We start from the raw sequence: 6,240 nt of genomic DNA on the forward strand, positions 1-6,240 counted from the left end.
AAATAGAAATTTGTAAAATCATAAAACGAAAAAGCCACTTAAAATTTAATTAAGTGGCTTTTTAATTACTTTAAAATTTTAAATTACTTATCCAACTCTAATTGCAAAGATTGCGGTGTGGTTTCCAACTCACCAATTTCAATTTTAGAATCTCCTTTTACTGTAATCGTGGCTTTAATGAAATCCTCTTCTTCTGCTTTGTAGATATTTTCCACATATTTCTGTGGGTTTCTGTCAATATAAGGGAACCAAGTACTGTGGATTTGCACCATTACTTTATGCCCTTTTTTGAATGTATGTAGAATATCCTGCAAGGCAATTTCAACCTCATCTTCTTCATTTGGAACAAATGGTTTTGGATCTGCAAAACTATCTCTAAACCTACCTCTGAAAACTTCTGCTCTCACTAATTGCTGATAATTACCCATCACAATATTGTCGGGATTATGCTCGTAGCTTTCATGGTCGCCAGGATAAACATCAATGATTTTCACTATAAAATCCGCATCGGTAGAAGAAATGGCCACTTTTAATTTAGCTGCAATTTCACCAGCTAAGGTTAAGTTCTCTTCCAAAGGATCCGACTCCCAAACCAAAACATCTGGTCTGCGGGCCGCATGACGCTGATCATCGGTCATGTATGGGCGAGGAGTAAAAGTCACACTTTCCGTAAATGAGGTATAAGGAACAGGTTTAGCCGGATCAGAAACATAGCTGAATTCATCTTCAATGCTTCCTTCATCATTGATCAATAATTTCCCGTTTTGAGCAAAGCCTAAAGTAGTTTTTGGGATTTGTGGTGGCCAAACATCAAATTTTTGCCACTCTTTCAAGCCAGTATCAAACATATAAGCCTCAGGTAATTCCGGTTTGCCTTCCCCTTCTCTCAAAAAATGATTGAAGAAAGTGCGTTCAATTTCTGTTTGATAAAAAGTGGAAATACTATCTCCAAAATAAATATGATTTACCGCTTGAAAGCCTTTTTCCCTAGCCCAATCACCATGACTCCAAGGCCCAAAAACGATGGTATTATATGTATCAGGGCTATTTTTTTCAATAGTTTTATAAATATTCAACGGGCCATATAAATCTTCGGCATCAAACCATCCCCCTACCGTCATAACAGCATGGTCAATATCATCTAAGTGTGGAATAATACTTCTCTTCTGCCAGAATTCATCATAATTAGGATGTTCCACAGTCTGTTGCCAAAACTCATTGTCAAAATGGATTTTCTCGGTAATGTTTTTCAAAGGCCCCATGTCTAAGTGATAGTCATAGCCATCAATGGCATTAGCAGTCCTCATTCTGGCAAAAGCCTCTCTATACCAAGATTCAGTGGTCGGTTCTTCAGTTTGGTATCCAAAAACAGGATATGCCGCTGTATAAGATTGTAAATAAGCACCATTATGATGAAAATCATCGAAGAAAAAATCTCCAATTGGTGCTTGCGGGGAACTTGCTTTCAATGCTGGATGCGCATCAGGTAAAGCTGCAGCGGTATAAAATCCTGGATAGCTAATTCCCCATTGCCCTACTTTTCCATTGGTTTTTCCTTTCAAATGTTTCAACAACCACTCTATAGTGTCATAAGTATCTGAGCTTTCATCGGCTTCTTTTTTATGCTTATTGCCTGGGATGTTAGGAGTCATATTGGTGAACTCACCTTCCGACATCCATCTTCCTCTTACATCCTGATAAACGAAAATAAATTTGTCCTCCATTAAGTATTTGGATGGCCCTAAAGAACGCTTATACTCATCTGGTCCGTAGGGAGCAATACTGTAACAAGTTCTTTGCATCATAATCGGATGCTTTCCTTTTTCCTTTGGAGTGTAGATGGCGGTATAAAGTCGAGTGCCATCTCTCATCGGGATGTAAACTTCTTCTTTGTCGTAATTTTCCTTAACATAATTACTTTCCTCCTCCTGCGCCCAAAGCTTTGGGCTCAAAAACAAGCAAAAGCCAATTAAAAATAGTATATGTTTCTTCATTTTAAATAAAGTTTAATTTGGGTGGATAATTTAGTAAATAAGTGTTAGAATTGACCATTAGCAATTTACTTTTTTATAAATGGCAATGAACAAGCTCTAAATAATTTAAGTCATATAACTATGAAGAGACAAATATATTTCTTGGTTTTAATGATTAGCTTCGCTTGCAAAAGTGAAGATCCTGAACCAATTTCAAAGCCACACTTTACCGCAGTAATTGATGATTATAATTTCAAAGCCCATACTATTAAAACGGAGACAATGGGTGGAGCCAGAACTTATTTAATTGCAAGTGATTCAATCAGTGGATCAGAAATAATAATCATATTAAAAAACAGTGCTTTTCAAGAAGATTATAAAATTTCTTTTGGTTGGGAGGCAAGCGCACAAATAAATGAACTTGGAGTAAGCTATATTGCAAACAGACCATCTGATAATGGGAAAATTGAACTTTCAACAGTTGATAAAAAAGTTGGGGTTTTGAAAGGTAGGTTTTCTTTTTCTGCAATTAGGTTTGGAACACTAAATGATTCTAAAGTCGTAAAAAACGGAAGCTTTTTTATCGAAAATTTTAATTTTGAAAACTTGAAATAAGCTAAATTTATAATAATATACAATCCTAATAATTACTAAATAAAACAGCTTCTTTTCCATTTATCATATTCTTTAAACTGTTTCTCCCTTCAACCGTTTCCCCATAAGTTGTAGCAGATAAATAAATTGATGAAATGAGCATAAATATTTGCAGGTGAATTTAAATCGACCGCCTGATAAATATTTATTGTGAATTCCATAGCCTGTCCCGACTGATCGGGATGGTCGTTAAAAAAATACGCATGAATCAGATTTTAGCAGTCCAGAATTTAAGTAAAACTTATCAATCAGGAGAAAAGTCATTAACCGTACTTTCCGATATTAATTTTGAAATTAACCCGGGAAGCAGTTGTGCCATTATTGGGCCATCTGGTAGTGGAAAAACTACACTACTGGGATTATGTGCAGGCCTGGATGAAGCTGGAACAGGTTCGGTTACACTTGATGGAAAACAATTGGAAAAGCTTTCTGAGGATGAAAGAGCAGCCGTTCGAAATGCTTCAGTAGGATTTATTTTTCAAAGCTTTAATTTATTACCCACGCTTACAGCCTTGGAAAATGTGATGGTACCTTTGGAGTTACTGGGCAAGAAAAATGTTAAGCCTATTGCAGTGGATTTATTACAAAAAGTAGGATTAGGTGACAGAATGGATCATTATGCTTCGCAACTGTCGGGCGGTGAGCAACAAAGGGTTTCTATTGCCAGAGCTTTTGCCAACCAACCCAAAATTTTATTTGCTGATGAGCCAACCGGAAACTTAGACCAGGAAACCGGAGAAACCATTGAATCCCTCATATTTAACTTGAATAAGGAATTGGGTACCACATTAGTTTTGGTTACTCATGATCATGATCTGGCGAAAAGAACGGATCGAATCCTACAACTAAAAGGAGGAAAACTGATAAAAGATTCTGCCAACTTAACATCTCAAGAAGCTTAAAACCATTCTCATGCAAAATTTAAACTGGTTATTGAAAATGGCTTGGCGCAATAGTCGTAGAAACCGTTCGCGTTTGTTTCTGTTTATGAGCAGTATAGTGCTGGGCATAGCAGCACTAGTAGCCATCAATTCTTTTGGAGATAATCTTACAGAGCAGATTAACTCAGAAGCCAAAGAGCTTTTAGGTGCTGATGTGGAACTGGAAAGTCGAAGTCCTTTTCCAGATTCGATTTATCAATTTCTGCAAAATGAAAACTTAGAACTTTCCGAGGAAAGGGCCTTTGCCAGTATGGTGTATTTTCCAAAAAATGGGGGAACAAGATTGATCAATGTTCGAGCAGTAGAGGCCAATTATCCATTTTATGGCACAATAGAAACTACTCCTTTTGAATCTGCTACCAGCTACAATAACAGCGAGAAAGCATTGGTGGATCAATCATTAATGCTGCAGTTTAATGTAAACCCTAATGATTCGGTTCGAATAGGAACTAAAGTGTTTTCCATAGCAGGTGAAATCAATAAAACACCTGGACAATCTGCTATTACCACTACGGTGGCTCCTCCTGTTTTTATTCCATTTTCTAAACTGGAAGAAACGGGCTTGATGCAAAAAGGAAGTCGCATTAATTACAAACTCTACATCAAGTTTCCGGATGGCATTGACGATCAAAAATATTTTAATGAGGTCTTAAAGCCTCGCTTGGAAAAAGAGGAAATCCGATTTGATGATGTGGAGGAAAGAAAAGAAGAATTGGGTGATGCTTATTCTGATCTAACAGGTTTTCTCAATTTAACAGCCTTTATTGCTTTGCTTTTGGGCTGTATTGGAGTAGCCAGCTCTGTACAGGTTTATGTAAAAGAGAAAGTAAAATCAGTAGCCATATTGCGCTGTTTGGGTGCTTCTTCTTTACAAGGCATGTGGATTTTCTTAATCCAAATTGCAGTAATTGGATTAATTGGTTCCGTAATTGGTGCTTTGATAGGAAGCAGTATTCAATATTTCTTGCCACAATTATTTGCGGATTTCTTACCGTTTGAAATTGAATTGACTTTTAGTTTTAGTTCTTTCCTTCAAGGCATAGTGATTGGTCTTTTGGCTTCAATCTTATTTGCTCTAGTACCGCTGTTGCAGATTCGTAAAGTTTCTCCACTGAATGTATTAAGAAGTTTAGGCTGGGGCAAAACCTCAAAAGCCAGTCGTTTTGTTTATATATTGGTTATCATCTTTGTATTTGCTTTTTCTTTTTTACAGCTAAATTCTCTTGAAGAAGCAGGGGTTTTCACTGCTTCATTGTTAGTGGCCGCCCTAATCTTGATGGGCGTAAGTAGATTAATCATTTGGGCAGTAAGAAAATATTTCCCTGAAAAGGCAGCTTTTACTACAAGACAAGGCTTGGCGAATTTGTATAGACCCAATAATCAGACTTTAATTCTGGTAGTGACGATCGGTTTGGGCACGGCATTGATCACTACTTTAATGCTCAGTCAAGATTTACTACTAGATAAAGTAAAATTGAGCAGTAGTGAAAATCAACCGAATATGGTCCTGTTCGACATCCAAAGTGATCAAGTGGATGAGGTAATCAATATCACTAATAATGACAGCTTGCCTGTGATTCAGGAAGTACCAATCGTTACCATGAAACTCCATAGTCTGAAAGGCGAATCAGTTGATAAGATTAAAGAAGATACTACTGCCGGAGTTCGAAGTTGGGTATTGAGAAGGGAGTATAGAGTAACCTATCGTGATAGTTTAATTGATTCAGAAACAATCATAGAAGGAGAGTGGAGTGGGAAAGTTAAAAACCCTAATGATTCGATTTTGATTTCTTTAGATCAAGGTTTAGCTGAAGACATGAAAGTTGGACTAGGAGATCCGCTGACATTTAATGTGCAAGGCGCACTGATTCAATGCTATGTTGGTAGCATTAGAGAAATCGACTGGCAAAGGGTACAAACCAATTTCTTGGTTGTTTTCCCAGAAGGCGTTTTAGAAGAAGCACCTAAATTTCATGTGCTGTTAACTCGCTACGAGAAAGTAGAGAAATCTGCCCAATATCAACAAAAAGTAGTAAGCAAATTTCCTAATATTTCCATCATCGATTTAGACTTGATTTTGAAAACAGTGGATGAAGTATTAGGTAAAATCTCTTTCGTGATCCAATTTATGGCGTTCTTTAGCATTATCACAGGCGTGATTGTATTGATTGGCGCAGTAAACATTAGCAAATTCCAAAGGATGCAAGAAGCGGTTTTATTAAGGACCATTGGAGCAAGTAGAAAACAAATCGTCCGCATCAACTTTATGGAATATTTCTTTTTAGGAAGCATTTCCAGTTTGACAGGAATCATTATCGCCATTTTATCAGCATGGGGATTAGCTTACTTTAGCTTTGAAACTGTTTTTGTACCTAATCTATGGGCGGTATTGATTACCTATATTGCAATAACCGGCCTAACCGTTTTCATTGGATTAACTAATAGTAGATCGGTAGTGAATAAGCCACCTTTGGAGATATTGAGGAAGGAGGTTTGATTTTTAACTTCAGTACTTTGCACGCGTTTTGCTTCGCAACGTGCGCTGTGGACTTGCAACAAAAAACTGGACAAATAATTAAGCGCATTTTGAATAATTATTTTCATTAAATTGTTCAGGTGATAAATATCCTAAATAGCTGTGTTTTCTTCTTCTGTTATACCATATTTCGATA

At 36.8% G+C, this 6,240-nt stretch carries 5 protein-coding genes; 3 read left to right on the forward strand and 2 right to left on the reverse strand.

From position 1 onward, the window contains the following. Positions 1-83 precede the first annotated feature (83 nt). Positions 84-1,994 (reverse strand): CocE/NonD family hydrolase, encoded by a 1,911-nt coding sequence (locus ACFE0M_RS05710; protein WP_434544784.1) that lies wholly within the window; start codon positions 1,992-1,994, stop codon positions 84-86. A gap of 120 nt (positions 1,995-2,114) precedes the next feature. Between ACFE0M_RS05710 and ACFE0M_RS05715 the strand changes: the two genes are divergently transcribed. The 3 genes from ACFE0M_RS05715 (at position 2,115) to ACFE0M_RS05725 (ending at position 6,065) form a co-directional block, all read left to right on the forward strand. Continuing rightward, positions 2,115-2,588 carry a hypothetical protein gene (locus ACFE0M_RS05715; RefSeq protein WP_434544785.1) on the forward strand — a complete coding sequence of 158 codons (474 nt, stop codon included), beginning with the start codon at positions 2,115-2,117 and terminating at the stop codon, positions 2,586-2,588. A 242-nt stretch (positions 2,589-2,830) separates the two neighbouring features. Continuing rightward, a complete protein-coding gene (locus ACFE0M_RS05720; protein ID WP_434544786.1) occupies positions 2,831-3,529 on the forward strand; it encodes an ABC transporter ATP-binding protein in 699 nt (232 codons plus the stop codon). A 10-nt stretch (positions 3,530-3,539) separates the two neighbouring features. Next, positions 3,540-6,065 (forward strand): ABC transporter permease, encoded by a 2,526-nt coding sequence (locus ACFE0M_RS05725; RefSeq protein ID WP_434544787.1) that lies wholly within the window; start codon positions 3,540-3,542, stop codon positions 6,063-6,065. Positions 6,066-6,143: 78 nt separating this feature from the next. Here the strand turns inward: ACFE0M_RS05725 and ACFE0M_RS05730 are convergent, their stop codons facing one another. Further along, complete coding sequence (locus tag ACFE0M_RS05730) at positions 6,144-6,239, reverse strand: hypothetical protein (protein WP_434544372.1); 96 nt, start codon at positions 6,237-6,239, stop codon at positions 6,144-6,146. Position 6,240: the final 1 nt, after the last annotated feature.

Source organism: Marivirga sp., from assembly GCF_051117495.1.
Classification (GTDB): Bacteria; Bacteroidota; Bacteroidia; order Cytophagales; family Cyclobacteriaceae; genus Marivirga.

Excerpts from the sequence above, each read along its gene's own strand:
- ACFE0M_RS05710 (WP_434544784.1), bottom strand. The coding sequence starts at position 1,994 with ATGAAGAAACATATACTATTTTTAATTGGCTTTTGCTTGTTTTTGAGC.
- ACFE0M_RS05715 (WP_434544785.1), top strand. The coding sequence starts at position 2,115 with ATGAAGAGACAAATATATTTCTTGGTTTTAATGATTAGCTTCGCTTGC.
- ACFE0M_RS05720 (WP_434544786.1), top strand. The coding sequence starts at position 2,831 with ATGAATCAGATTTTAGCAGTCCAGAATTTAAGTAAAACTTATCAATCA.
- ACFE0M_RS05725 (WP_434544787.1), top strand. The coding sequence starts at position 3,540 with ATGCAAAATTTAAACTGGTTATTGAAAATGGCTTGGCGCAATAGTCGT.